At 75.2% G+C, this 22,971-nt stretch carries 23 protein-coding genes; 10 read left to right on the top strand and 13 right to left on the bottom strand.

Going from position 1 to position 22,971, the window contains the following annotated elements:
- Nucleotides 1-10: 10 nt before the first annotated feature.
- The 3 genes from OG994_RS14105 to OG994_RS14095 form a co-directional block, all read right to left on the bottom strand.
- Nucleotides 11-1,306, bottom strand: coding sequence for a cation:proton antiporter (locus tag OG994_RS14105; protein ID WP_328853508.1), 1,296 nt, complete (start codon nucleotides 1,304-1,306; stop codon nucleotides 11-13).
- A gap of 103 nt (nucleotides 1,307-1,409) precedes the next feature.
- On the bottom strand, nucleotides 1,410-2,087 hold the full coding sequence (locus tag OG994_RS14100; RefSeq protein ID WP_120328788.1) for an HAD family hydrolase: 678 nt from the start codon (nucleotides 2,085-2,087) through the stop codon (nucleotides 1,410-1,412).
- A 51-nt stretch (nucleotides 2,088-2,138) separates the two neighbouring features.
- Nucleotides 2,139-4,268, bottom strand: coding sequence for an ATP-binding SpoIIE family protein phosphatase (locus OG994_RS14095; protein ID WP_328853507.1), 2,130 nt, complete (start codon nucleotides 4,266-4,268; stop codon nucleotides 2,139-2,141).
- Nucleotides 4,269-4,406: 138 nt separating this feature from the next.
- Between OG994_RS14095 and OG994_RS14090 the strand changes: the two genes are divergently transcribed.
- Nucleotides 4,407-5,297, top strand: coding sequence for a mechanosensitive ion channel family protein (locus OG994_RS14090; RefSeq protein WP_328853506.1), 891 nt, complete (start codon nucleotides 4,407-4,409; stop codon nucleotides 5,295-5,297).
- 103 nt (nucleotides 5,298-5,400) lie between these two features.
- Here OG994_RS14090 and OG994_RS14085 read toward each other — a convergent pair whose 3' ends face one another.
- A complete protein-coding gene (locus OG994_RS14085) occupies nucleotides 5,401-5,769 on the bottom strand; it encodes a DUF6401 family natural product biosynthesis protein (RefSeq protein WP_120328785.1) in 369 nt (122 codons plus the stop codon).
- Between the two features lie 93 nt (nucleotides 5,770-5,862).
- Here OG994_RS14085 and OG994_RS14080 point away from each other — a divergent pair, with 93 nt between their 5' ends.
- Nucleotides 5,863-6,309 carry a hypothetical protein gene (locus OG994_RS14080; RefSeq protein ID WP_120328784.1) on the top strand — a complete coding sequence of 149 codons (447 nt, stop codon included), beginning with the start codon at nucleotides 5,863-5,865 and terminating at the stop codon, nucleotides 6,307-6,309.
- Here the strand turns inward: OG994_RS14080 and OG994_RS14075 are convergent.
- Nucleotides 6,306-6,518 carry a hypothetical protein gene (locus OG994_RS14075; RefSeq protein WP_328853505.1) on the bottom strand — a complete coding sequence of 71 codons (213 nt, stop codon included), beginning with the start codon at nucleotides 6,516-6,518 and terminating at the stop codon, nucleotides 6,306-6,308. The two genes, OG994_RS14080 and OG994_RS14075, sit on opposite strands and share 4 nt — an antisense overlap.
- Nucleotides 6,519-6,724: 206 nt before the next feature.
- Between OG994_RS14075 and OG994_RS14070 the strand changes: the two genes are divergently transcribed.
- On the top strand, nucleotides 6,725-8,086 hold the full coding sequence (locus OG994_RS14070; protein WP_328853504.1) for an MFS transporter: 1,362 nt from the start codon (nucleotides 6,725-6,727) through the stop codon (nucleotides 8,084-8,086).
- A 31-nt stretch (nucleotides 8,087-8,117) separates the two neighbouring features.
- Here the strand turns inward: OG994_RS14070 and OG994_RS14065 are convergent, their stop codons facing one another.
- The 4 genes from OG994_RS14065 to OG994_RS14050 all read right to left on the bottom strand — a co-directional run bounded on the left by OG994_RS14065 (nucleotide 8,118) and on the right by OG994_RS14050 (nucleotide 10,461).
- Nucleotides 8,118-8,378 (bottom strand): hypothetical protein, encoded by a 261-nt coding sequence (locus OG994_RS14065; RefSeq protein WP_120328898.1) that lies wholly within the window; start codon nucleotides 8,376-8,378, stop codon nucleotides 8,118-8,120.
- Nucleotides 8,379-8,507: 129 nt separating this feature from the next.
- Entirely contained in the window at nucleotides 8,508-8,969 is a 462-nt protein-coding gene (locus OG994_RS14060; protein WP_120328781.1) for an SRPBCC family protein, read from the bottom strand.
- A gap of 49 nt (nucleotides 8,970-9,018) precedes the next feature.
- Nucleotides 9,019-9,435, bottom strand: a complete 417-nt coding sequence (locus tag OG994_RS14055; RefSeq protein WP_328853503.1) for a DUF2795 domain-containing protein — start codon at nucleotides 9,433-9,435, stop codon at nucleotides 9,019-9,021.
- Nucleotides 9,436-9,480: 45 nt separating this feature from the next.
- Complete coding sequence (locus OG994_RS14050; protein WP_328853502.1) at nucleotides 9,481-10,461, bottom strand: YihY/virulence factor BrkB family protein; 981 nt, start codon at nucleotides 10,459-10,461, stop codon at nucleotides 9,481-9,483.
- Nucleotides 10,462-10,702: 241 nt separating this feature from the next.
- On the opposite strand from OG994_RS14050, the gene OG994_RS14045 reads away from it, so the two are divergent.
- Entirely contained in the window at nucleotides 10,703-11,104 is a 402-nt protein-coding gene (locus OG994_RS14045; RefSeq protein ID WP_120328778.1) for a ChaB family protein, read from the top strand.
- 45 nt (nucleotides 11,105-11,149) lie between these two features.
- Here the strand turns inward: OG994_RS14045 and OG994_RS14040 are convergent, their stop codons facing one another.
- Nucleotides 11,150-12,583, bottom strand: a complete 1,434-nt coding sequence (locus OG994_RS14040; RefSeq protein ID WP_120328897.1) for an aldehyde dehydrogenase family protein — start codon at nucleotides 12,581-12,583, stop codon at nucleotides 11,150-11,152.
- 72 nt (nucleotides 12,584-12,655) lie between these two features.
- Here OG994_RS14040 and OG994_RS14035 point away from each other — a divergent pair, with 72 nt between their 5' ends.
- Entirely contained in the window at nucleotides 12,656-14,260 is a 1,605-nt protein-coding gene (locus tag OG994_RS14035) for a phytoene desaturase family protein (RefSeq protein WP_120328777.1), read from the top strand.
- A 122-nt stretch (nucleotides 14,261-14,382) separates the two neighbouring features.
- Here the strand turns inward: OG994_RS14035 and OG994_RS14030 are convergent, their stop codons facing one another.
- The 3 genes from OG994_RS14030 to OG994_RS14020 all read right to left on the bottom strand — a co-directional run bounded on the left by OG994_RS14030 (nucleotide 14,383) and on the right by OG994_RS14020 (nucleotide 16,701).
- On the bottom strand, nucleotides 14,383-15,150 hold the full coding sequence (locus OG994_RS14030; RefSeq protein WP_120328776.1) for a polyprenol monophosphomannose synthase: 768 nt from the start codon (nucleotides 15,148-15,150) through the stop codon (nucleotides 14,383-14,385).
- A gap of 124 nt (nucleotides 15,151-15,274) precedes the next feature.
- On the bottom strand, nucleotides 15,275-16,276 hold the full coding sequence (locus tag OG994_RS14025) for an SDR family oxidoreductase (protein ID WP_120328775.1): 1,002 nt from the start codon (nucleotides 16,274-16,276) through the stop codon (nucleotides 15,275-15,277).
- Nucleotides 16,273-16,701, bottom strand: a complete 429-nt coding sequence (locus OG994_RS14020; RefSeq protein ID WP_328853501.1) for an SRPBCC family protein — start codon at nucleotides 16,699-16,701, stop codon at nucleotides 16,273-16,275. The genes OG994_RS14025 and OG994_RS14020 overlap by 4 nt, the downstream gene beginning before the upstream one ends.
- Nucleotides 16,702-16,987: 286 nt before the next feature.
- Here OG994_RS14020 and OG994_RS14015 point away from each other — a divergent pair, with 286 nt between their 5' ends.
- The 5 genes from OG994_RS14015 to OG994_RS13995 are packed head-to-tail and all read left to right on the top strand — an operon-like array spanning nucleotide 16,988 to nucleotide 22,965.
- Nucleotides 16,988-18,598, top strand: a complete 1,611-nt coding sequence (locus OG994_RS14015; RefSeq protein WP_328853720.1) for an HAD-IIIA family hydrolase — start codon at nucleotides 16,988-16,990, stop codon at nucleotides 18,596-18,598.
- On the top strand, nucleotides 18,595-19,572 hold the full coding sequence (locus tag OG994_RS14010) for a glycosyltransferase (RefSeq protein ID WP_328853500.1): 978 nt from the start codon (nucleotides 18,595-18,597) through the stop codon (nucleotides 19,570-19,572). The genes OG994_RS14015 and OG994_RS14010 overlap by 4 nt, the downstream gene beginning before the upstream one ends.
- Entirely contained in the window at nucleotides 19,557-20,774 is a 1,218-nt protein-coding gene (locus tag OG994_RS14005; RefSeq protein WP_328853499.1) for a glycosyltransferase, read from the top strand. Before OG994_RS14010 ends, OG994_RS14005 begins: the two co-directional genes overlap by 16 nt.
- Nucleotides 20,774-21,451, top strand: coding sequence for a D-sedoheptulose-7-phosphate isomerase (locus OG994_RS14000; protein WP_120328770.1), 678 nt, complete (start codon nucleotides 20,774-20,776; stop codon nucleotides 21,449-21,451). The genes OG994_RS14005 and OG994_RS14000 overlap by 1 nt, the downstream gene beginning before the upstream one ends.
- A gap of 11 nt (nucleotides 21,452-21,462) precedes the next feature.
- Entirely contained in the window at nucleotides 21,463-22,965 is a 1,503-nt protein-coding gene (locus OG994_RS13995) for a PfkB family carbohydrate kinase (RefSeq protein ID WP_407942585.1), read from the top strand.
- Nucleotides 22,966-22,971: the final 6 nt, after the last annotated feature.

The following is a 22,971-nucleotide window of genomic DNA, read 5'->3' as shown; positions in this document are numbered from 1 at the left end:
CGCGTACGACTCAGGTGCCCGCGCCGCTGGTCGCCGGTGCGCCGGCCCGCGCGGGCGCGCGCTCGCCGGTGCGTTCCCCGGCGCGGTCGAGCAGCCGCATCACCGGGGTCGCGGCGACGCCGTGCACCACCACCGAGACGATCACCACGAGCCCGACGGTGGCCCAGACCAGCTCGGCCTGCGGGAAGTCGGCCTTCGTGGTGGCGTACGCGAGGTAGAAGAGCGAGCCGACCCCGCGGATGCCGAAGAACGCGATCACCCAGTGTTCGGCGGGGCGGCCGGGTGACCCGCGCAGCGACAGCCAGCCGATCAGGGGGCGGAGCACGAAGACGAGCGCGAGCCCCACGGCCGCGGCCGGCCAGGTGAGCGGGGCCAGCAGGCCGCCCACCACGGTGCCGCCGAAGAGCAGCAGCAGCAGGACGGTCAGCAGCCGCTCGACCTGCTCGGCGAAGTCGTGCAGCACCGAGTGGAACTCGTGGGTCCGCTCGGCGGCGCGGATCGCCCGGGCGGCCACGAAGACGGCCAGGAAGCCGTACCCGCCGGCCACCTCGACCAGCCCGTACGCGAGGAACGTGGCGGCCAGCGCGAGGAAGCCCTCGGCGTGCCGGGCCAGCCGCAGGTGGCGGGGCGCGCGGAAGAAGAGCTTGCCGAGCAGCCACCCCACGAGCAGCCCGCCGCCGACGCCGATGCCGATCTTCCACAGCACGTCCACGGCGAACCACCGGCCCAGCCAGTCCTCCCCAGGGGCGAGGCTCGTCGTGGCGACGGCGATCGCCGCGTACACGAAGGGGAAGGCCAGCCCGTCGTTCAGCCCGGCCTCGGACGTGAGGGCGAACCGGACCTCGTCCTCGGAGTCCTCCACGTCGGTGGGTTCGCCGACCTGCACGTCGGAGGCGAGGACGGGGTCGGTCGGGGCGAGCGCGCTGCCGAGCAGGAGAGCGGTCGCCGGCACCAGTCCGGCCCACCACCAGCCGAGCAGCGCCACGGCGGCGATGCAGAGCGGCATCGCGACGGCGAGCAGCCGCCAGGTGGACGACCAGCGGGACCAGCTCAACGGTCGGTCGATCTTGAGTCCGGCGCCCATGAGGGCGACGATCACCCCGATCTCGGTGAGGTGGGTGGCCACCTCCGGATGGGCGAGCGGGTCGGGAACCGGCAGCCCGGTCGGCAGCAGGAACACCGCCATGCCCAGGCCGAGGAAGGCGATCGGCATGGAGAGCGGCTGGCGCTCCAGCACCCGGGGAAGGATGCCGGCGAGCAGCGCGCCGACGCCCACCAGCGCGAACGCCACGTCCATCGGTTCCACCGCACCACCTCCCGGCCGCACCCGCGCCGTACGGGTCGGTGGTGACGGACTGTGCCCCGCCGGGGTGCCGGCTATGCGCCCGGAAGGCCGGAAAGTGGTGTGCTCACCGGCGTCGGGTCAGCGGCGACTCGTCGAGGGACGCCAGCAGCGCGGCCGGGTCGTCGTACACGGCCACCGCGCCCGCCCCGGCCAGCTCCCCGCGGCTGGTGCCGCCGCAGGTCAGCCCGACACAGGGGATGTCCAGCTTGCCGGCGGCGGCCACGTCCCAGACCGAGTCGCCGACGAAGACGACCCGCTCGGCGGGCAGCCCGGACTGGTCGAGCGCGGCGACGAGGATGTCCGGCGCCGGCTTGCTCTGCTCCGCGTCCGCGGAGGAGGTGACCGCGGCGATGACGTCGTCGGCGTCGAGGGCCCGGCGCAGCGCGGCCACCTCGTGCTCGGCGGCCGAGGTGGCGAGCACCACCCGCAGGCCCCGCTCGGCGCAGGCGCGCAGCAGGTCCGCCGCGCCGGGCAGCGGGGTGAGCCGCTCCCAGTACTCGGCGTACAGCGTGTCGTGCGCGTCGCGCAGCCGGCTGTCGGCGGCGCGGTCGCGTTCGGGGCCGAGCAGGTGGTCGAGCAGCTTGTCCGACCCCATGCCGATGGCACGGTGGACGGTGGCCATGGGCACCGGCTGGTCGTTCTGGCGCAGGGCCTCCCACCAGCTCACGGTGTGCAGGTAGGTGGTGTCGACGAGGGTGCCGTCGACGTCGAAGAGCGCGCCGGCGGGGTTGTCGGTAGGCATGGCCGTCCTCCTACCCGCGGCGCGGCGGGCTGACGCCACCGGCGGCGCGGTTCACTCGGTGGGGAGGAGGATCTCGAACCACACGGTCGAGCCACGCACCGTCGGGTCCGTGCCCCACGCGTCGCTGAGTTCCTCGATCAGCCCCAGCCCACGGCCCCGGCTGCTCAACGTGTCGGTCTGCGCCCGGGTGACGGTGCCGCGCGTGCCCGAGTCGGCCACCGAGACCAGCAGCCGCTCGGCGCTGAGGTCGATGTCCACGCGGGCGGCCGTGCCGGCGTGCAGCAACGCGTTGGTCGTCAGCTCGCTGGTGCACAGCACGGCGGAGCCGATGACGGACTCCGGCACCTGCCACTCGCCGAGCTGGGCGCTCATCCAGTGCCGGACCCGGCTCGGCGCGGTCGGCTCGGCGGGCACCTCCATGCTCGCCGACCGGCTCGGCCGCAGCGCGTGCTCCACGGCGAGGACGGCCACGTCGTCCTCGGTGGCTCCGGCGACGGCCCCGCTCGCCACGGCGCACAGCGCCCGGGGGTCGCCGCTGCCGGCGGCGGCGACCGCGTCGGCGAGCACGTCGAGCCCGGCGCCCAGGCTCTGCCGTCGCCGTTCCACGACGCCGTCGCTGAACAGCAGCAGCGTGTCGCCCGGGGCGAACGCGACGGTCGTGACGGTCGGCCGGGCGCCGAGCCCGAGGGGCGCGCCGGCGGGCAGGTCGACGTACTCGGCGTGCGGGCGGTCGTCGGGGGCGCAGCGACGGATCAGCGGCGGGGGGTGCCCCGCGCTGGCCAGGGTGAGTTCCCGCCGCTCGGCGTCGACGACGCCGAAGACCACGGTGACGAACAGCTCGTACGTGCCGGCCTCGGCGCCGAGACTGGTGACCAGCCGGTCCAGGCCGGTGAGCACGGAGTCCGGGCGCGGATCGGCCAGCGCGAGCGCGCGCAGCGCCGCGCGTACCTGCCCCATCCGCGCGGCCGCCTGCACGTCGTGCCCGGCGACGTCGCCGAGGACGACGCCGAGCTGGCCGGTGGGCAGCAGGAACGCGTCGTAGAAGTCCCCGCCGGCCGCGTTGCCGTCCACCCCCGGGTCGTAGCGCGCGGCGATGCGCAGCCGGGGGAGGTTCGGCAGGTGCTCGGGCAGCATGCTGCGCTGCAGCAGCTGGGCGGTGCCGTGCTGGGTCTCGAACCGGCGTGCCCGCTCGGCCGCCTGCCCGATCAGCTCGGCGGACGCGGCCAGCAGCGCGCGCTCCGCGGCGGACCACAGGCGGGGGGCCTGGTGGCCGATGGACAGGCCACCGCGGACGACCGTGGCCCGCAGCGGCACGGCGATCAGCGAGACGATCTTCTGGTCGTGGCGGTCGGTGGCCGCGTCGCGCAGCGGCTGACCGTTCGAGGTGATCGACGGGGTGCCCGCGCGGGCCGCCTCCACGAGGGGGTCGGGCCAGTCCGCGGCGACCCGCCGCCACAGCGGAGGGAGCCGCTCGTCGGCCTCGTCCATCAGCTCGCCCCGGACCCGGCGGACCATCCGCCAGCCTCCGCCGCCCTCGTCGACGGCGAAGGCGACCCGGTCGGCGTCGAAGGTGGTGATCGCGTACCGCAGCGTGACCCGGGCCACGTCGTCGAGGGTGAGCGTGCCGGCGAGGGCCGCCGCCACCTCGCTGACGCTCTGCAACTGCTGGGTGACGTGGGTGGTCTCGGCCGCCACGGTGAGCACGCCGACGATCCGTCCGGTGCTGTCGCGTACGGGGGAGCAGCCCCGGGTGAAGACGGCCTGCTCGACCACCCCGCCGTGGCCCCGGCCCAGCGGGAGGCTGCTCTCCTTCTCCAGGAAGGTCCCGCCGTCGCGGTAGATGCGTTCCATGACGTCGCCGACGCCCGGCAGGTGCCACAGTTCCGGGAACACCTCGGCGGCCGGGCGGCCGATCGCCGCGGGGTGCTTGTCCCCGATCAGGTCGGCGTACGCGTCGTTGTAGAGCAGGACCAGGTCGTCCCCGTACGCGAGGGCCATCGGCACGGGCGAGGCGAGGATGAGGTCGACGACCGCGCGTACGGCCGGGTCCCACGCCGTCCGGGGGCCCAGGGACGTGCCGGCCCAGTCGTGGCCGAGGACGGTGGCCGCCGCGTCGGTCCGGGCGGCTGCCGCGGACACCGGCGCCGGCGGCGTGGGGATGCGCCCGACCGTTCCTGGCATGCCCGCAGCCTAACCGGACGACCCGAACGCTGTTTCCGATCATGCCCGGCGCGTGTCGGGAAATCCCCGCATCCGCCCGCGTGCCGCCGCGGCGACCGGGTAAGCCCCCGGCGCGAGGCGCGTGACAGGAGGGCCGTCATGGGGGGAAACGTCGCGTTGCGGCAGGCCGACGTCGGCGACGCCGTGTCGGACGCGTGGCGGGAGGTGCTCCTGTTCGTCCCGAAGGCCGTGGCGTTCGTGGTGATCCTGGTGGTGGGCTGGCTCGTGGCCCGGGTCGTCCTGAAGATCGTGGACACCGTGCTGGAACGGGTGGGCTTCGACCGGGCGGTGGAGCGGGGCGGTCTGCGGCGCGCCCTCGAACGCACCCGGTACGACGCGAGCGACATCCTCGCGAAGCTCGCCTACTACGCGGTGCTGCTGTTCACGTTGCAGTTCGCGTTCGGCGTCTGGGGACCGAACCCGATCAGCGACCTGATCCGGGGAGTGGTGGCGTGGCTGCCCCGGGCGTTCGTGGCGATCGTCATCGTGGTGGTGGCGGCGGCTATCGCCAACGCCGTCCGTGACCTGGTGCGCGGCGCCCTGGGCGGCCTGTCGTACGGGCGGGTGCTGGCCGACCTGACGGCCGTCTTCGTGATCGCGCTGGGGGTGATCGCGGCGCTCAACCAGGTGGGCATCGCGACCACGGTCACCACGCCGGTGCTGATCGCGTTCCTCGCCACGGTGTCGGGGATCCTCGTCGTCGGGGTGGGCGGTGGCCTCGTGAAGCCGATGCAGGCCCGCTGGGACCGCTGGCTCGACCGCGCGGCCGCGGAGTCCCGGGCGGTGCGGGAGCGGAGGCGGGCCGCCGCGGTGGGGCGCGCCGACGTCGAGCGGCAGATGGCCGAGCCGACCGAGCGGACGCAGGCGGCGCGGGGGTCCGCCGCGCCCGGCGGGCGGATCTACCGGGCGGGCGCGGTGGCCGACGAGACGCGCGGGTTGGGCGACGAGACGCGCGAGGTGGGGGACGAGACGCGGTGGTACGGCCGGTGACGTGACCCGCCCCGCCGCTGTGGTACGTAGCGCCCGGCGGCCGGCGTCGCGCAGGGCGTGGGGCCGAGGTGGGCGCGCGTCGCGGGTGCCCGGGGCCGTCGGGTCAGGCCGCGTCGGCGGGGTGCCCGGCGCCGTCGAGGTCCTGGGCCAGCGCGTGCACCGCGAGCAGCCGGGTGAGCAGCCAGTCAGGGTCGGACCAGTCGACCGGACCGGTCGGCGGCGTCCAGCCGTGGTCGCGCGCCGCCGCGCTGACGCCCTCGACGTAGCCGGCGAGGGCGGCCGGCGTCAGCGGCCGGTCGTCGGCCTCCAGGCTGTCCCGTACGGCGGCGGCGTGCTGGTCGACGGTGGCGAGCAGGCCGGGGCACCGGGCCGCGGCGGCGAGCCCGTCGGCGCCGAGGGCGTCGGCGAGGGCGGTGAGGGTGGACCGCGCCGAGTCGACGGCGGAGGTGACCCGGTTGAACGGCACACGCATGGGGAAGGAGGCTAGCCATCCCGTTCCGCGGCCGTCTTCGGCCGCGCGGACGGTGTGGGGTCGGCCACCGGTGCGGCAGCAGGGAGGGGTGCTATGGCGCAGCAGGACGGGCCCGACGACCGGCACCGGCGGCCGCCGGGGGTCAGCGACGAGACCGTGGCGGCGCTGGGCAAGCTCAGCGAGGCGCTGGAGTGCGTGGAGCGCGTACGCGGCCACCTCTACTCGCTGCACCAACTGGTCGGGCACGCCGACCTGATGCTGGACGACGCGGTCGAGATGTTCCGCGCCGCCGGGCACCCGGACATCGCCGAGCGGATCGCCACCGAGCTGCTGGGGCGCAACGTCATCGCCGGGCGCTGGACGTTCCAGATCGTCGAGGACTTCGACGACGGCTACTACGCGCTCTTCCGTGACGTGGACCGTGACGCACGCGAACGGCTGGTCGGCGGCCGGCGGCACCTCTACGAGGCGGAGATGAAGGAGCGGCGGCGCACCCGGGGCCTCCCGGGACACGAGGCGCGCCCCGGCGTCACGTACTAGTCGCCGGAGCGGGCCTCGGCCGGCCGCCGCCGGGCGGCGTCGTCGGCGATGATCAACGTGGCCACCATCAACGCGACGCAGAGGCTGAACAGCCACGAGTCGTCGGAGACGAGCCAGGCGGAGACGGGCGCCTGGAGGGCGGCCAGCACGAAGCCGAGCCAGGCCAGGCGACGCTGACGCGTGGTGAGGATGCCGGAGCCTTGTCGCATCCCGAAAGTCTTACGCGACACGGGCCGATTGCCGTCCCCCGTTCGGCCGATTCTGTGCGGAGCGTCCGTTTTCCGGACCGTCCGGACGCCACTTTCTGTCGTAACGGGGGACCCGGCCCCGGTCCGCGTGACGGGGATCTCCCCGGTCCGCGTGACGGGGGACCCGCCCCGGTCCACCGGCGGGGGAGGGCGGAGGATGGTGCTCCGTGTCGACCACCCCCGCTCGGCCCCGGGCCGCCCTGCTCCTGCTGGCCTACCTCGCCTTCGTCAGCCTCGGCCTGCCCGACGGCCTGATCGGCGTGGGCTGGCCGTCGATCCGCGCCGACTTCGGCGTACCGACCGAGGCGGTCGGCCTGGTGCTCGCCGCCGGCACGGCCGGCTACCTGACCTCGAGCGTGCTGGCCGGCTTCACGCTCGCCCGGCTCGGCGTCGGCTGGCTGCTGGCCGGCAGCACCCTGCTGGCCGCGCTCGCGCTGACCGGGTACGGGACGAGCCCCGGGCTGACCGTGGTGGTCGGCGCCGCGCTGGTGCTCGGGCTCGGCTCCGGGGCGATCGACTCTGGGCTCAACGCGTACGCGGCCGGCGCGTTCGGACCGCGGCACATGAACTGGATGCACGCGTTCTTCGGCCTCGGCGTGGCCATCGGCCCCCTCATCATGACGGGCGTGCTGGGCGCCGGTCTGGGCTGGCGCTGGGGGTACGGGATCGTGGCGGCCGCCCAGCTCGCGCTGGCCACCGCGTTCGCGCTCAGCGCACGGGCCTGGCGGGAGCGGACACCGGTCGGCCCGGAGGCCGCGCCCGCGGTCGTCGACCCGTCCGCCGATCCCGCGACCTCGGGCCCGGCCGCCGGCGTCGGTCCCTCGGCTGCCGGGTCCGCGGCCGCCACGGACGGTGCCGGGCCGGCGGCCGAACCCGCCGCGCCGGCCGCCGCCGTGGGGGTCGCCGTCGAGCCCGCCGCGCCGGTGGCCCGACCGGTCCCGGTGCGGGAGACGCTGCGCCTGCCGGCCGTCTGGCTGGGGATGCTCGCCTTCGCCGTGTACGTGGCCGTCGAGGTGGCCACGGGCCTCTGGGCGTTCCTGCTGCTCACCGAGGGGCGAGGGCTCGCCGCGGCGGTCGCCGGCCTCGGGGTCTCGGCCTACTGGGGGAGCCTCTTCGTGGGGCGCGTCGTGCAGGGGGTGGTGGCCGAGCGGTGGGGGGCGCCCCGGGTGCTGCGTGCCAGCCTGCTCGGCATGGCGGCCGGCGCCGCGTTGATCGCCGTCCCGGCGCCCGCCTGGGTGGCGGTGGTGGGGATCGTGGTGGTCGGCTTCGCCGCCGCACCGGTGTTCCCGCTGCTGACGCTCACCACCGTCGAGCGGGTCGGCGCGGCGCACGCGGACCGGACCATCGGCCTGCAGATCGGCACGTCGTCGCTGGGTGCGGCGCTGGTCCCGTCCGGGATCGGGATCCTCATCTCGCACACCTCGGTGGAGGCGCTGGGGCCGGCGCTCCTGGTCCTCGCCGTCGCGCTGATCGCCCTGCACGCGGCGGCCACCCGCCGGCCGGTCCAGGGGGCCCGCACCGACGCCTGAGGGCCACCGCCGCCCACGAGGGGCGGCGGCTCTAGAGGGTGTCCGGGCCGGTGCGTCCGGTCGTCGACGGGCGGTACGCCCGGTCCCGGTCGGTCGGCTCCCGCCCGGCGCCGGCGGCCTGGCCGCCCCGGTCCGCGGCCTCCGGCCCGTGGCCGAACGCCGCCTCCTCGCCGGCGTCGTTGGCGGTGACGTCGTCGGCCTGCCCGTCGAGGGTGGACCGGGCGACGGCACGGTCCAGTTCCTCCAGCGGAGTCCGTTCCTCGTCCCGCCACACCTTCTTCTCGTCGCTCATACCTTCGCGGTACCCGGGCGTGGTGATCGCAAACAGCGGCACGCCGCCGGCGCGTACGCCCGCGGCGGCGCGCACGACGATGGCCGCCGGTCCTGCCGGCGGCCATCGGAAGCGTCGTCGCGGGGGATGTCACGGCTGGGGGCGGTCCACCTTGCCGCGCCAGGCACCGGTCTCCTGGCCGCGCCGCTCGATGAACGTCTTGAAGCGCTCCAGGTCGCCCTTGGCGCGCCGGTCCACGATGCCCAGCTTGTCGCCGGCCTGCTCGACCACGCCCTGCGGCTCGAACTCGAGCTGGAGGGTGACGCGGGTGTGGTCCGGGTCCAGGCGGTGGAAGGTCACCACGCCGGCCTGCTGGGTGCCGCCGGTGGACCGCCAGGCGACCCGCTCGTCGGGCAGCTGCTCGGTGATCTCGGCGTCGAACTCGCGCTTCACCCCGGCGATCTCGACCGTCCAGTGGGTCATCGTGTCCGACAGCTGCCGGACCTCCTGCACGCCCTCCATGAAGTTCGGGAACTCCTCGAACTGGGTCCACTGGTCGTACGCGGTCCGCACCGGGACGGCCACGTCCACGTGTTCGGTAACGCCACTCATCAGGGCATCCTCCTCGTCTTCGCCGGTGACCGGTCGGGATCGCCCCGACTCACCAGCGAGTCGTCTCGTTCTTGTTGCCGAGCGCGGCCCAGACCTCGGAGACGGTCTGGTACCGGGTGCCGTCGGGCAGCGTCTGCAGCGCGGCGATGATGTCGTCCGGCGCGTCGTTGTCCCGGGCGTTGGCGATCAACGTCTCCCGGTCACCCGGCAGCGCGTTCATCGTGATGAACCGCCCGAGCCGGCTCCGCTGCTCGACGTCCTGGGAACTCATCCCCTTGGGGGCGCCGGTCCGCAGCTCGCCGGCCGGCGCCGTGGTCGCCTCCGGCTGGTCCTCGCCCGCGGGTTCGGGCACCCGGGCCTCGTCGACCCGTGAGCCGCCGGTCCCGGGCCCCTGCACGAGGCCGTGGACCTCCTGGCTCAGCTGTTCGTCCAGCCTCGGTCCGTGCTTGCTGTTGCCACGCTCCATGCCTTCTGCGCTACCCGGAGGCACCGGCGTCAAACCGGCAGGCGGTCACGAACCGGCCGGGGCCCGGGGCGGCAGCACGGGCTCCTCGGTCGCCGGCGCACCGGCCTGCAGGCGCCGGCCACGCTGCAGTTCGGCGTTGATCTGCACGCCGAACATGAGTGCCGAGTTGGACAGGTAGAGCCAGACCAGGAAGGCGATGACGGCGCCGAGGCTGCCGTACGTGGCGTCGTACGAGCCGAAGTTGGCCACGTACAGGCCGAACCCGAAGGAGGCCACCACCCAGGCGGCGAGCTCCACCGCGCCCCCGGGGGTGAGCCAGCGGAAACGGGGTTGGCGCACGTTCGGGGCGATCCAGAACAGCAGCGACAACAGCGCCATCATGATCAGGGCGAGCACCGGCCACCGGAACACGCGCCACACCGTGCGGGCCACACCGCCCGCGCCCACCAGGTCACCGACGGCGTCGGCGACCGGGCCGCTGACGATCAGCCCCGTGGCGACCACGGCGAGGAGCAGCAGGGAGAGCCCGGCGAGCCCGATCTGCAACGGCCGCAGCTTCCAGAACGGCCGCCCCTCCCGCACGCCGTAGATCGCGTTGGAGGCGCGGGTGAACGCGCCGATGTACCCGGAGGCCGACCACAGCGCGCCGAGCAGACCGAAGCTCAACAGCACCTTCGCCGAGCTCTCCTGCTCGACCACCTCCCGCACCGCGCCGACGAACCCCTCGTTCGCGACGACCGAGCCGGCGCCCACCTGCCGGAACAGGTCCAGCACGGTGTCCACGGTCCGCTCGCCGTCGGAGACCAGCCCGACCAGGGAGACGACCACGATGGCGGACGGGAAGAGCGCCAGCACCCCGTAGTAGGTGAGCGCGGCGGCCCAGTCGGCGCAGTTGTCCCGGACGAAGTTGCGGGCGCTGCGCACCAGCACGCCCCGCCAGGTCCGCCAGCTCAGCTGCCGGATCCTGCGGGGCAGGCGCAGCCCGCGCCGACCGTCGAGCGCCACGCCGGGTTCCGTCGTCGCCATGTCCCGCCCCCTGTGCCCGGCTGTCGCGGCGTCCGTCCGCTTCGTTGGCCCGGCCGGTACCCCGCGGCCGATGGCGGCAAACGACCGGTTCCGCCGGCGAGGGGCGTTCCGCCGGACCGACCGCGCCGGCCGGTCCGGCGGTTGGACGGCCCGCCGGTGGCGCGCCCCCGGTTTGCGCCCCCTCGCCAGCGGGAACGGTCAATGCAGACCAAGCAGACCCATCGACGCGGAGGAGGACGAGATGCCCGGGCGCGAGGTACTGCCCAGCACGCTGCGGCGCTCCCCGGCGAAGGCCCAGCGCACCTGGGAGAAGACGCACGACTCGGCGGTGGAGACGTACGGCGAGGGGGAGCGGGCGCACCGAACCGCCTTCGCCGCGGTGAAGAACCAGTTCGAGAAGGTCGGCGACCACTGGGAGCCGAAGGGCCGCAAGGGCCCCAGTGACCGGCAGGCGGCCGGGGGCGGGCCGGCGCGGCGCGCGCCGACCGCCGGCGGGGTGGACGCGAACGCGACCAAGGACCACCTCATGAAGGTCGCCCGCAAGCTGGACGTCCCCGGCCGGTCCCGGATGAACAAGCCGGAACTGGTCAAGGCCATCCAGAAGGCCAACAACCGGCAGACCGCCAAGGCGCGGAGCCGCTGACCGTCGGAAAGGGTGGCCGTCCCACGGGACGGCCACCCTTGCGCGTCACCAGTGCCCGCGCCCCGGCGCCTCGATGTGCACGGCCTTCGTGGCGGTGAACTCGTCGAGCAGCTCCGGGCCGTACCCGAAGCCCTGGCCGCTGCCGCGGCGCGGGTGGGCGGCGCCGCCCGGCGCGCCCCCGAAGACCGCGTTCACCTTCACGGTGCCGACCGGCAGTTCCCGCCAGGCCCGGTGGGCGTGGCTCATCGACCCGGTGAGCACGGTGGCGGCCAGCCCGTACGGGGAGTCGGCGGCGCACCGCAGCGCCTCGCTGAAGGAGTCGACCACCACCACCGGGGCGACCGGCCCGAACGTCTCGTCGCGCACCAGCGGCATGTCGTGGCGGCAGTCGGCCACGACCGTGGCCGGGTAGAACGCGCCCGGCCCGTCCGGCAGCGTGCCGCCGGTGAGGATCCGCGCGCCCTGGGCCACGGCGGCGGTGACCTGGCCGTGCACGTGGTCCCGGTGCCGCCGGTCGACCAGCGGGCCGAGTTCGGTCGCCGGGTCCCGCCCCGGCCCCATCCGCAGCTCGCTGGCGCGCTTCACCAACGCCGCCACGAAGTCGTCGGCGACGTCCCGGTGGACGTAGATGCGCTCGACCGCCACGCAGATCTGGCCGGCGTTGGCGAAGGCGCCCGTCGCGGCCTCGCGGGCGGCCCAGATCGGGTCGACGTCGGCGTCGACGATCAGCGGGTCGCTTCCGCCGTTCTCCAGCAGCACCTTGGCGCCGGTGCGGGCCGCCGAGGCGGCGATCGCCCGGCCGGTCGCCGTCGAGCCCACGTGCGCCACCACGTCCACCGGCTGAGCGGCGAGTGCCGCCCCGGTCTCCGCGCCGCCGGTGACCAGCGAGAGGACGCCCGGCGGCAGGGCGCTGTCCAGCGCCCGCGCCAGCAGCCAGCCGGCGGCCGGCGTCCGCTCGCTCGGCTTGTAGACCACCACGTTGCCGGTGACGAGCGCCGCGCCCAGCAGGCCGCAGGAGACCGCCACCGGGTCGTTCCAGGGGGTGATCGCGGCGACGACGCCCCGGGGCTGCGGCACCATGAAGTCGAGCGCGTGGTGGCCGCCGTGCAGGGTCCGCCCGCCCCGCACCGGACCGAGTTCGGCGTACTGTCGCAGCGTGCCGATGCCCGCCTCCACGCCGCCGCGCGCGTCCGCCAGCGGCTTGCCCATCTCGGCGGTGACCGCCGCGGCCAGCTCGTCCGTGACGGCCTCGACGGCGTCGGCGGCGCGGTGCAGCGCCGCCGCCCGTTCCGCGGGCGCCGTACCGGCCCACTCCGCCTCGACCTCCCGGGCCGCCTCCACCGCCTTGCCGACCACGTCGGCCGTCGCCACCGGCGCCGAGCTGACCGGAGAGCCGTCCGCCGGGTCGTGCACGACCAGCTCGCCCTCCTCGCCGCCAGCGCCCCAGACCCCACCTATCAGCTGCGCAACCGTGTACATGTGCCGGTGGATGCCCCGGCCCCGGCGACGCAAACGCGTTTCGCCCGGTTCGACGCCGGGTAGGCGGATCGGATGACTCCCACCGGCGCGGAGAGCGCGGACGCCGTCGTCGTCGGGGCCGGCCACAACGGTCTGGTGGCCGCCAACATGCTCGCGGACGCCGGCTGGGAGGTGGTGGTGCTGGAGGCGAGCGCCACGCCCGGCGGCGCCGTCCGCTCCGCCGAGGTCACGGCACCCGGCTACCTGAGCGACCTCTACAGCTCGTTCTACCCCCTGGCGTACGCCTCGCCGGTGCTGCGCCGGCTCGACCTCGGCCGGTACGGGCTCACCTGGCGCCACGCCCCCGACGTGCTGGCCCACCTGCTGCCCGACGGCCGCGCCGCCGTGCTCAACCGGGATCCCGAGGTCACGGCCGCGTCGCTGGACGCGTTCGCGCCCGGCGACGGCAAACGCTGGCTGACGGCGTACGGCGACTGGACCGAGGTCGCCGAGCCGATGCTGGAGACGATCACCTCTCCGTTCCCGCCGGTACGCGGCGGCCTCACCCTGCTCCGCCGGATGCGGATCTCCGGCGCGCTGCGGCTGGCCCGGCGGCTGGTGGTGCCCGTCCGCAAGCTCACCGACGAACTCTTCGACGGCGAGGGCGGGCCCGCGCTGCTGGCCGGCTGCGCCCTGCACACCGACCTGTCCCCGGAGGAGGCCGGCTCCGGGGTGTACGGCTGGCTGCTGACCATGCTCGGCCAGCAGGTCGGGTGGCCGGTGCCGGAGGGCGGCTCGCAACGGATCACCGACGCGCTGGTGGCCCGGCTCACCGAGCGGGGCGGCCGGATCCTCTACGGCGCGCGCGTGGACCGGGTGCTGACCGCGCGGGGCCGGGCCATGGGGGTCCGCACCGTGGGCGGCGCGCTGTGGCGGGCCCGTCGCGCCGTGCTCGCCGACGTGCCGGCCCCGGCGCTCTACCTCGACCTGGTCGGCCCGGCGGCGCTGCCACCCCGCCTCGTGGAGGACCTGGCGCACTTCCGCTGGGACGGCTCGACGCTCAAGGTCGACTGGGCGCTCTCCGCGCCCGTCCCGTGGACGAACCGGGCCCTCGCCACCGCCGGCACGGTGCACCTGCGCGCCGACCTGAACGGGCTCACCAGCTACTCGGCCGCGCTGGCCCGCGGCGAGCTGCCGGAGGACCCGTTCCTGCTGGTGGGGCAGATGACCGTCGCCGATCCGAGCCACTCGCCGCCCGGCACCGAGTCCCTCTGGTCGTACACCCACCTGCCGTTCCGGCGGGACTGGCGGGCGGACGAGATCGCCCAGCACGTCGAGCGGATGGAACGGGTGCTGGAGGAGGCCGCGCCGGGCTTCCGCGGCCTCATCGTCGGCCGGCACGTGGCCGGCCCGGTCGAGCTGGAGAAGGGCGACGCGAACCTGGTCGGTGGCGCGGTGGGCGGCGGCACGTCGGCGGCGTACCAGCAGCTCTTCCTGCGCCCGATTCCCGGCCTCGGTCGGGCGGACACGCCGGTGGACCGGCTGTACCTGGCCAGCGCGTCCGCGCATCCCGGCGGGGGAGTGCACGGCGCGCCCGGCGCGAACGCGGCCCGCGCCGCGCTGGCCCGCGACCGCGCGTTCACCGGCGGCGTGTACGCGGCCGCCGTGGGCGCGGCCCAGCGCGCCGTGTACCGCTGACCCGCGCCGCCGGCACGTCCCCGCCGGTCGGCGGCTCCGGCGTGCGGCGGCATGGGGTGGCGTGCGGCGGCGGAAGCCCGGCTGGGCCGCGTCCGGCTGGGGGCGCCGGACGACGGCCGGGCTCAGCGGGTGATGTTGCGGTGCTTGCTGCGCAGCTTGAACGGCATGAGCGCGCTCTCGATCTTGGTGGCGGTCGTCATCTTCGAGGCGCCCTCGCGGCGTTCCTCGAAGCGGATCGGCACCTCCAGGATGGTGTGCCCGAGCTTCGTGGCGAGGTAGTGCATCTCGACCTGGAAGCTGTAGCCGTTGGACTGCACCCGCTCGAGGCCGATGTCGCGCAGCGCGTCGGCCCGCCAGATCTTGAAGCCGGCCGTGAGGTCGCGGATGCGGACGCGCAGCAGGGTGTGCACGTAGAGGTTCGCCCAGCCGCTGAGCGCGCGCCGGTACAGCGGCCAGTTCTCGTCGAGTTCGCCACCCGGCACGTACCGGGAGCCGATCACCACGCCGGCCTGCGTCGACAGGAGCGCCCCGAGCATGCCCGGCAGCGCCTCCGGCGGGTGCGAGAGGTCGGCGTCCATCTGCGCCACGTAGTCGGCGCCCCCGTCCAGGGCGCGTCCCATCCCGTCCACGTACGCCCGGCCGAGACCCTCCTTGCCCGGCCGGTGCACCACCTCGATCCGGTCGGGGTGCTCGATGGCCAGCTTGTCCGCCACCTCACCGGTGCCGTCGGGCGAGTTGTCGTCGGCGACGAGCACGCGCAGGCCCGGCAGCGGCAGGGCGAGGAGCCGCTCGACCAGGACCGGCAGGTTCCCCGCCTCGTTGTAGGTAGGCACCACGACGGTCAGGCGTGCGTCCCGCCACGGCGCGGGCAACTGCACGGGTTCGATCATGACGGACATCCTCGGTTTGCGGACATGGAGTCTCTCAGAGGGTAGCCAGTTGACGTATCGGTGGCATAAAGGCTCCCCCGATCGGAGGGTTGCGCCGACGTGCCTGTCCGCTGTCCGTGTCGGGTCAGAGGCGCCGGGCGGCCGCGCCGGCGAGGGCCAGGGCGAGCCCGGCGAGGGCGAGGCCGGAGACCGCCCGCTTGTGGGTGCCCACCCACAGCGCCGCCGACCGGTTCCGCGCCTGGTCGGTGAAGACCCCGTCCGCGCCGTGGTCCCGCTCGTCGTCCCGTGGGCGGTCGAGGTTGTCCCGCCAGCGTGACGGGTCCACCCGGGTGCCGGTCTGCTGGCTGCCGTACCCGTCCCGGGCCAGTTTCCGGTCCAGCAGACCGGGCACGAGCATGTCACCGAGACGGGCCCGCCAGGTGGGACCGCCGACGTTCAGCTCCCGGACCCCGCGGTCGGCCGCCCAGAGGATGGCGCGGGCCGCCAGCTCGGGCGTGAAGATCGGCGGCACCGGCTGCGGGTGCCGCGGCAGCCGGGTGCGCACCCAGGAGAACTGCGGGGTGTTCACGGCGGGCAGCTGCACCATGGACAGCCGCACGGCCGGACAGTCGTGCAGCAGTTCGGCGCGCAGCGAGTCGTTGAAGCCCTGGATGGCGTGCTTGGTCGCGCAGTACGCGGCCTGCAGCGGGATGCCCCGGTATGCCAGCGCCGAGCCGACCTGCACGATCGCGCCTCGCCCGCTCGCGCGCATGTGACGCAGCGCCGCGAGCGTGCCGTGCACGGTGCCCAGGTAGTTCACCTCCGTGACGCGCCGGAACTCGGCGGGGGTGACCTCCCAGGTCGGGGCGAAGACCGAGACCATGGCGTTGTTCACCCAGACGTCGAGCGCGCCCCAGTGCGCCACCACGTCGTCCGCGGCGTGCTGCACGGCAGCGGCGTCGGCCACGTCGAGCCGGTAGGTGCGCACGTCGGCGGCGCCCCGCTCGCGGCAGTCCCGTTCGGCGGCGGCCAGCCCGGCCTCGCCGCGGGCGAGCAGCGCGACCCGGGCACCCCGCGCGGCGTACGCGCGGGCGACGGCGCGGCCCACGCCCGCGCTCGCCCCGGTGACGACCACGCTCTGCGTCATCGCTGGTCCTTCTGGCGGGTGGCGATGTCGGAGAGCCGGTTGAGGGTCTCCCGGTTGCGCAGGTGCAGTACCAGGTCGTTGAGCTTGTTGCGGACCCAGCGCAGCGGGCCGGCCGCGAACTCCTCGCCGATGCGCACCCGGGTGGCGTTCCCGTCCACCGGATCGAGGGTGAACGTCACGATCGCCTCACCGGCCGGCCAGAGGCCGGCCCGCAGGACGAGCCGGTGCGGTGGCTCGCAGAGCAGCACGGTGGAGGCGTCCTGCAACGAGAACGGCCACGGCCCGGCCCGGTGGTGGAGTTGGCTGCCGACCTGGGGCCAGTTCTCGTCCACGTCCCGCACGTGCGCCGTCCCGACGACCCAGTCGCTGTACGTCCAGCCGTCGGCGAGCACGTCGAAGACCCGCTGCGGGGGAGCGTCGATCACTTTCTCCACAATCGCCACTGGGTCCCCATACCCGGGCCGCGAGCGGGGCTAACGGGCCGGGCGGGTTAGCTTCTCCGGGGCGACGGGTAAGGCCTGCGCGGGCGGCCGTGCGACGGCCGTGGCGTGCGTGGGCGCTGTCGCCGCGCCGAGGACGACGTTTACTCCCCTGGGGGCCGGGAACCCGCCGCCCGTGCGACAGGACCAGGTGGAGCCGGATCAGCGCAGGTCAGCCGGGGCTTGTTCCGGTGCTGACCGGGCCGCGGCCGGGCCGGTCCTGTTCGACGCGGTGTTGCTGGATCGGGACGGGACGTTGGTGGAGGACGTGCCGTTCAACGGTGATCCGGAGAAGGTGCGGCCGTTGCCGGGGGTGCGGGCGGCGTTGGATCGGTTGCGGGCGGCGGGGTTGCGGCTGGGGGTGGTGACGAACCAGTCGGGTGTGGCGCGGGGTTTGTTCAGCGGGTCGCAGATGGCGGCGGTGCATGCGCGGGTTGAGCAGTTGTTGGGGCCGTTCGGTACGTGGCGGGTGTGTCCGCACGAGGATGCGGATGGGTGTGGGTGTCGTAAGCCGGCGCCGGGGTTGGTGTGGGCGGCGGCGGCGGATTTGGGGACGGTGCCGGCCCGGTGTGTGGTGGTGGGTGACATCGGTCGGGATGTCGTGGCGGCTGCGGCGGCGGGTGCGGCGGGGGTGTTGGTGCCGACGGCGGTGACGCGGGCGGAGGAGGTGGCGGCCGCTGCGTGGACGGCGGTGGATCTGCCTGCGGCGGTGGAGGAGATTTTGCGGCGGCAGGCGGCGGTGACGCCGGCTGCGGTGGCGCCGTGGCCGGTGTCGGGTGGTGGGCGGGGCACGGTGGTGGTGGTGCGTGCGGATTCGGTGGGGGATGTGTTGGTGACGGGTCCGGCGGTCCGGGCGGTCGCGGCGGGTGCGGATCGGGTGGTGTTGGTGTGTGGTCCGCGGGGGCGGGCGGCGGCTGATCTGTTGCCGGGTGTGGATGAGGTGATCGAGCATCCGTTGCCGTGGATCGATCCTGTTCCGGCGCCTGTGGATCCGGCTGACATGCGCGGCCTCGTCGGGCGGTTGGCGGCGGTGGGTGCGGACGAGGCGGTCATCTTCACCTCGTTCCATCAGTCGCCGTTGCCGATGGCGTTGCTGCTGCGCATGGCGGGTGTGCCGCGGGTCGCGGCGATCAGCGACGACTACCCGGGCAGCCTGCTGGACGTGCGGCACCGGGTGCCCCCGGGTGTGCCGGAGCCGGAGCGGGCCCTGTCCCTGGCGGCGGCCGCCGGGTACGGGCTGCCCGCCGACGAGGAGCCCACCCTCCACCTGCGACCCGAGGCGGTGCCGCCGTCGCCGGTCGGGCCGCCGGGCTACGTGGTGCTGCACCCCGGCTCGTCGGTGCCCAGCCGTGCCTGCCCCCCGGAGGTGGCGGTCGGCATCGGACGGGCACTCGTCGACGCCGGGCACCGGGTCGTGGTGACCGGCACACCGGCGGAGCGGGAGCTGACCGCCGCCGTGGCCGGTGCCGGCGGCGTGGACCTGGGGGGTCGTACCGGGTTGGCGGAACTGGCCGGGGTGATCGCGGACGCGGCGGCCGTGGTGGTGGGCAACACGGGGCCCGCGCACCTGGCCGCCGCCGTCGGCACCCCCGTGGTGAGCCTCTTCGCCCCCACCGTCCCGTTCGGCCAGTGGGCCCCCTACCGCGTCCCCACCGTCCGCCTCGGCGACCCCACCGCCCCCTGCCGCGACACCCGCGCCGCCACCTGCCCCGTCCCCGGCCACCCCTGCCTCGCCGGCATCCAGCCCGCCGACGTGGTCGCGGCGTTGCGCCTGCTGGGCGTGACCCCGGACCGGGCCACGGCGGGCGTGGCGGTGACCGCCTCGGGCGGGAGCGCCCGATGAACATCCTGCTGTGGCACGTGCACGGCTCCTGGACCACCGCGTTCGTCCACGGCCGACACCACTACCTCGTCCCCGTCACCCCCGACCGCGGCCCCTACGGCCTCGGCCGCGCCCGCACCTACCCCTGGCCCGACACCGTCACCGAAATCACCCCCGACCAGCTCCCCCACACCGACGTCGACCTCGTCATCCTCCAACGCCCCGAAGAACTCGACCTCGCCCAACAGTGGCTACGCCGCCGACCCGGCCACGACCTCCCCGCCATCTACGTCGAACACAACACCCCCAAGGACGGCAACGTCCCCAACAGCCGCCACCCCATGGCCGACCGCGACGACCTGCTCATCGCCCACGTCACCGGCTTCAACGAGCTGTTCTGGGACACCGGATCGACCCGCACCACCGTCGTCGACCACGGCATCGTGCCACCCCGGGTCGACTACAGCGGCGAACTGGACCGGCTCGCCGTGGTCATCAACGAGCCGGTGCGTCGCTGGCGTGTCACCGGCACCGACCTGCTGCCCCGGTTCGCCGAGATCGCCCCGCTGGACGTCTTCGGGATGAAGGTGGCCGGCCTCGCCGACGCGCTCGGGCTCCCGCCCGAACGGGTGGTCAGCCACGACGACGTGCCGCAGGCCCGCATGCACGAGGAACTGGCCCGGCGGCGGGCGTACCTGCACCTGTGCCGCTGGACCTCCCTCGGCCTCAGCCTCATCGAGGCCATGGCGATCGGCATGCCGGTCGTCGCGCTCGCCACCACCGAGGCGGTGATGGCCGTACCGCCGGGGGCGGGCGCCCTCGCCACCCGGACGCAGACCCTGTTGGACGCCGCCGAGCGGTTCATCGCCGAACCGGAGCTCGCGCGGCATGCCGGCGCGGCGGCCCGGACGGCCGCCCGTGACCGGTACGGCCTCGACCGTTTCCTCGCCGACTGGGACCGGCTGCTGGAGGAGGAAGTATGCGCATCGCGATGATCTCGGAGCACGCCAGCCCGCTCGCCATCCTCGGCGGTGAGGACGCCGGCGGCCAGAACACGCATGTCGCGGAGCTCTCCGCCGCCCTCGCGGCCGCCGGCCACGACGTACGGGTCTACACCCGGCGCGACGCCGTGGACCTGCCGGTCACCGTGCGCAGCCCGGACGGGTACGACGTGGTGCACGTGCCGGCCGGGCCGGCGGAGCCGGTGGTGAAGGACGCGCTGCTGCCGCACATGAAGGAGTTCAGCCGCTGGCTCGTCGAGCGGTGGCGGGGCGGGGACTGGGTGCCCGAGGTGGTCCACGCGCACTTCTGGATGAGCGGCCTCGCCGCGCTCGCCGCGAGCCGGCAGACCGGGATCCCCGTGGTGCAGACGTACCACGCGCTCGGCACGGTGAAGCGGCGGTACCAGGGCGTGCAGGACACCAGCCCGGCCCGCCGGGTGGCGTACGAGCGGGAGCTGGGCCGGTCCGTGGACCGCGTGATCGCGCAGTGCCAGGACGAGGTCGGCGAGCTGGTCCGGATGGGTGTGCCCCGGTCCCGGATGACCGTGGTCCCCTCCGGGGTCAACCTCAGCACCTTCGCCCCGCTCGGGCCGGCCGCCGACCGCGAGCCCGGGCGGGCGCGCGTCCTGACCGTCGGCCGGCTCGTGGAACGCAAGGGCTTCCAGACGGTGATCCGGGCGATGGCGCTGGTGCCCGACGCCGAGTGCGTGGTGGTGGGCGGCCCGCCCGCCGGACTGTTGGAGACCGACCCGTACGCCCAGCGGCTGCGGGCGCTCGCGAGGACGTGCGGGGTGGCCGACCGGGTCCGCCTGGTCGGCGCGGTGCCGCGCGAGGAGATGGGCCGCTGGTACCGGTCCGCGGACGTCCTGGTGGCGGCCCCCTGGTACGAGCCGTTCGGGCTGACCCCGCTGGAGGCGATGGCCTGCGGCGTGCCGGTGATCGGCACCGCGGTCGGCGGGATCAAGGACACGGTCGTCGACGGTGTGACCGGCGACCTGGTCCCGGCCCGGGACCCGCGGGCGCTCGGCGCCGCGATCCAGGGCCTGCTCGACGACCGGATCCGCCGTTTCGCGTACGCCACGGCGGCGCAGGAACGGGCCCGGCTGCGGTACTCCTGGGCGGCGACCGCGGAGCGGCTGGTGGAGGTCTACGGCGAGGTGACCGCGGCGCGCCGGCCGACGCGGGTGGTGGCCTGATGGCGGGGCTGCTCGACGCGCACCTGGCGAACCTGGCCGCGGCCCTGCTGCCGTACCGGGAGTGCGAGCACCTGCTCGCCCGGTGGGGTGAGACCCTCGCGAGGCGGCTGGCGGCCGGTGGCCGGCTGCTCGTCGCCGGCAACGGCGGCAGCGCCGCCGAAGCCCAACACCTCACCGCCGAACTCGTCGGCAAACTCCGCGACGACCGCCAACCCCTGTCCGCCATCGCCCTGCACGCCGAAACCTCCGCCCTCACCGCCATCGCCAACGACTACGACTACGACCACGTCTTCGCCCGCCAGGTCCGCGCCCACGGCCGACCCGGCGACATCCTCCTACTCCTGTCCACCAGCGGCACCAGCCCCAACCTCCTCACCGCCGCCCAGGCCGCCCACGACACCGGCCTACGCTGCTGGGCCTTCACCGGCCCCGCACCCAACCCCCTCGCCGACGCCTGCCACGAGGCGCTCGCCATCGCCTCACCGGACAGCCAGGTGGTGCAGGAACTGCACCTCGTCTCGGCGCACGTGCTCTGCGAGTACGTCGACCGGGCGCTGCCGGCCGCGCTGGCCGCGTCGGCGGACGTGTCGGAGCCGCTCCGCTCCGACGGTGTGCACGCCGGGGTGGAGGTGGTACTCGACGGCGACAGCGGGAAACAGGTGCAGGCCCGAGGATGAGGAGGGGAAGCGTGACGGGACCCGTGGTGGTGGTCGGTGACACCCTGCTCGACCGGGACGTGGAGGGGGTGGTCAACCGGCTCTGTCCGGACTCTCCGGTGCCGGTGCTCGACGAGACCGAGTACGTCGACCGCCCCGGCGGCGCCGGCCTGGCCGCCGTCTTCGCCGCCGCACAGGGCGCCGAGGTGGTGCTGGTGACGGCGCTCGCGGACGACGCCGGGGGCGCGCGGCTGAGCGCCCTGCTCGCCGCCGCCGGCGTGCAGGTGTACGCGCTGCCGCTGGCCGGGGCCACGCCGGAGAAGATCCGGCTGCGGGCCCGCGGACGCGTCCTGCTGCGGCACGACCGCGGCGGCCCGCCCGGGGAGCCCGGCGAACCGACCGAGGCGATGCTCCGGATGATCGCGAACGCGTCCGCCGTCCTCGTCAGCGACTACGGCCGCGGTGTGGCCCGGAAGCCGGCGCTGCGGGCGGCGCTCGCCGCGACCCGGGCGCCGGTGGTGTGGGACCCGCACCCACGCGGTCCGGCCGCCGTTCCCGGCGTGCACCTGGCCACGCCCAACGAGTCCGAGGTCCGCGAGCTGGTGCCGGCGCTGCCGGGCGCGACCCGGCTGGCCACCGCGTCGCGGGGCGCCCAGGGGCTGCGCCGGCGGTGGCGGGCCGGCGCGGTGGCCGTGACCCTCGGCGGCGACGGGGCGCTGCTCTGCCACGCCGGGTCGACACCGCTGGTGGTGCCGTCACCGGCCACCGCCGAGGGGGACACCTGTGGCGCCGGTGACCGGTTCGCGGCCACCGCGAGCCTCGCCCTGGCCCGGGGCGCGCTGGTCTCCGAGGCGGTGCAGGAGGCGGTGGCCGAGGCGTCGGCGTACGTGGCGGGCGGGGGAGTGGCGAGCGTGCTGCCGCCTCCGGCGCGGCCGGAGGTGAGCGCGGTGGCCGCGCCCGGCGGCGAGCGGGTCGGCGTGGCCGCCGTGGCGTCGGTGCTCGCCCAGGTGCGCGCGGCCGGCGGCACGGTGGTGGCCACCGGCGGCTGCTTCGACCTGCTGCACGCCGGCCACGTGGCGACGTTGCAGGCGGCCCGGAAGCTGGGCGACTGCCTCATCGTCTGCCTGAACTCCGACGCCAGCGTGGCCGGGCTGAAGGGGCCGGACCGCCCGGTGGTCCCGCAGGGCGACCGCAGCCGGCTGCTGGCGGCGCTGAGCTGCGTGGACGCGGTGATGATCTTCGACGAGCCGACGCCGCACGCGGCGCTGACCTGGCTGCGCCCGGACATCTGGGTGAAGGGCGGCGACTACGCCACCGGCGCCGGGGACGCCTCGGCCCTGCCCGAGGCGGAGATCCTGCGGCGGTGGGGCGGGCACACCGTGGTGGTGCCGTACCTCGACGGCCGCTCGACGACGGACATGATCGCCGCCGCGCGCTCCGGCGGCCAGCTCGCCGGGGCGTGCTGCGAGGCCGCGCGGGCGCCCGGCGACGGTCCCGTCGGCGCGTCGGCGCCGGACGTGGAGCGGATCCGATGACCGCCG

The organism is Micromonospora globbae (assembly GCF_036184225.1).
In the GTDB taxonomy this organism is placed as follows: domain Bacteria; phylum Actinomycetota; class Actinomycetes; order Mycobacteriales; family Micromonosporaceae; genus Micromonospora; species Micromonospora globbae.
This window is presented reverse-complemented; position numbering and strand designations above follow the sequence as displayed.